The sequence below is a fragment of the Pseudomonas sp. K5002 genome, from assembly GCF_013386655.1.
In the GTDB taxonomy this organism is placed as follows: domain Bacteria; phylum Pseudomonadota; class Gammaproteobacteria; order Pseudomonadales; family Pseudomonadaceae; genus Aquipseudomonas.
On record NZ_JACARK010001160.1, the window covers coordinates 1 to 2,611 of the forward strand.

At 65.6% G+C, this 2,611-nt stretch carries 3 protein-coding genes; all 3 read right to left on the minus strand.

Annotation, left to right across the window (positions count from 1 at the left end):
- The coding region (locus tag HX846_RS34410; RefSeq protein WP_256740280.1) for a CoA ester lyase at positions 1-423 on the minus strand (423 nt) is incomplete at its 3' end.
- A 14-nt stretch (positions 424-437) separates the two neighbouring features.
- Positions 438-1,634, minus strand: a complete 1,197-nt coding sequence (locus tag HX846_RS34415) for a CaiB/BaiF CoA-transferase family protein (RefSeq protein ID WP_178967170.1) — start codon at positions 1,632-1,634, stop codon at positions 438-440.
- Positions 1,635-1,643: 9 nt separating this feature from the next.
- A partial coding sequence (locus HX846_RS34420) for an MmgE/PrpD family protein (RefSeq protein ID WP_178967171.1) occupies positions 1,644-2,611 on the minus strand: 968 nt, incomplete at its 5' end.

Genomic DNA, 2,611 nt, shown 5'->3' on the forward strand with positions numbered 1-2,611 from the left:
GCCACCAAACGACAGGCGCTCCACCAGCGGCGCATGGGCGATTTCCGCCACCGCCAGCAAACCCCGCGCACTCTCGATAATCGGCCAGATAGCCTTGCCCGTTGCAGCCACCACGGCCACCTGGGCCGCACTTTCGACCTTGGGCAGCAACACCCCCGCGACCCCGGCGTGGGCCTGACAGAACGCCACATCGGCAAAATGCTCGGGATGCTCCGGCGCGTTGATCCGCACCCACACCCGCGCCGCTGGCGTCGCCTGCAAAAACACCCCGAGGTTGTCCCGGGCCTGACGCTTGAGCGGCTCTTCCACCGCGTCTTCAAAATCCACAATCACCGCATCGGCGCCACTGGCCAGGGCCTTGGCAAAACGTTCCGGTCGGCTGCCCGGTACAAACAGCGCAGAGCGCACAAGAGAGATTGGCATCGTTCGATTCCTTGTCAGATAACGCCGCGGATACGCAGGCCGTCGATGGCTTCAGCGGAGTAACCCAGCTGGTCGAGAATCCCCTGGCTGTGCTGCCCCAGCCCCGGCACCGCATCCATCCGCGGGGTGAACGCGGCATTGCGTGCCGGTGGCAGCAACGACGGCAACTTGCCCGCCGGGCTGTCGACTTCCCGCCAACTGTCCCGGGCCTTGAGCTGCGGGTGGTCCCACACGCCTTGCATGTCGTTGACTCGTGCACTGGCGATTTGCGCGTCTTCCAGGCGCTGGATCACGCCCTCGGCGCTCATCTGCGCAAAACGGTCGACGATGATCTGGCGCAGCACGTCGCGGTTTTCCGAACGCTTGAAGTTGGCCGAGAAACGCTCGTCGGTGGCCAATTCCGGGGTGAGCAGCACCTTGTCGCAGAACGCCGCCCATTCCCGCTCATTCTGCAACCCGAGCATCACCGTGCCGCCGTCGCCGGTGGGAAACGGCCCGTAGGGGTAGATCGTCGAATGCGCCGCACCCGCGCGCGGTGGCTGGGGCGCGCCGTCGAACGCGTAATACATCGGGTAGCCCATCCACTCCACCAGGCTTTCCAGCATGCTGACGTCGATGCGACTGCCCTGCCCGGTCCTGCCCCGCAGCAGCAGCGCCGAGAGGATGCCGCTGTAGGCGTACATCCCGGCCGAGATATCGGCGATGGAGCAGCCGGCCTTGGCCATCTGGTCTTCACCCGGGCCACCGGTGACCGAGAGAAAGCCGCCTTCGCTCTGGATCAGCAGGTCGTAGGCCTTTTTCTTTTCATACGGGCCACCCTCGCCATAGCCGGAGATGTCGCAGACGATCAGCCGCGGGAAGCGCTCATGCAGCGCCTCGAATGACAATCCCATGCGCGCGGCCGCGCCCGGTGCGAGGTTCTGCACCAGCACATCGGCATCGGCCAGCAGGGTTTCCAGGATGTCCCCGGCATCGTCGTGCTTGAGGTCCAGGGTCAGGCTTTCCTTGGACCGGTTGGTCCACACGAAATGCGAGGCCAGGCCGCGCACGCGCTCGTCATAGCCCCGGGCAAAGTCGCCCGCCCCGGGACGTTCGATCTTGATCACCCGCGCGCCCAGGTCGGCCAACTGGCGGGTGCAGAACGGTGCGGCAATCGCGTGTTCCAGGCTGACAACGGTGATGCCGTCCAGCGGTCGTTGATTAGCGGTCATGACAGTTCCTTAAAGCCAGTGAGCCAGGGACGCGGCGTTGCGCAGGTCCCAGACTTTTTCGATCAACCCGGTGGTTTGCGCGGGTGTGCGGGCACCGCTGAATTGAGTCAGGCGCTGGAACTTGTCGGCCAGCTCCGAGCGGTTCAGGGTGTTGCCCGGGTCGCCCTTGGGTTCGTCGATGGCGCCGTGCAGGGTGCGACCATCGGCGGTGGTCACGATCACCCGGCCCAGCCAGCGCTGCGGATAGGCACCGTCGACTTCGGCGTCGAGGGTCATGGAGACCTTGTCGCGAAACGCCGCCACGTCCCCGTCGCTCAGCGCCAGCTCGTGAAACTCGGTCAGCCCGGCCTTGCCATGCACGGCAATCAACCCCAGCACGGTGCCCATGGAGAACTTGGCCTGGTGCACGGTCTGCGGCAGCGTCACCCGGCCCAAAACGTCGATGGCGCCCTGGTGAACGCGGGTTTCCACATGGGCGATCTGCTCATGGCCCAGCCCTTCGCGCTGCATCAGATCCAGCAGCGCATCGGCGGCCGGATGGGTGTGGCGGCATGAAGCATGGAACTTGAACGACGTTTCCAGCAGCGCCCAGCGACTGCCGAGGCGATCCGCCAATTTGCCTGGGTCGGCGTCGGTGGACATGCCCGCCGCCATCCCCTGATCGCCTTCCAGAATATTGCGCGCACCGGTCAGCCCGTCCGCCGTCAGGTAAGCCGCCAGCAAACCATCGGCAGCGGCCTTGGCAGTGTGCAGTTGCTTGGAGTCGGCGGCATCTCGCAGGAACTCCCACAGCCCGGCCGCCTGAGTGCCGGCACTGCCCAGCAGGTTGATGAATTGCTCTTGGTTGAAGTCGAGCAATTTGCCCACGGCCACCGCCGCCGCGAGGGTGCCGACGGTGGCCGTGGTGTGGAAGATCCGGTAGTGGGAGCGGCCCATGAATTCGCCGATGCGAATCCCGGCTTCGTAGCCGGCCACCG

Bases quoted from the DNA above. Each gene is read 5' to 3' on its own strand.
- HX846_RS34415 (WP_178967170.1), bottom strand. From the start codon at position 1,634: ATGACCGCTAATCAACGACCGCTGGACGGCATCACCGTTGTCAGCCTG.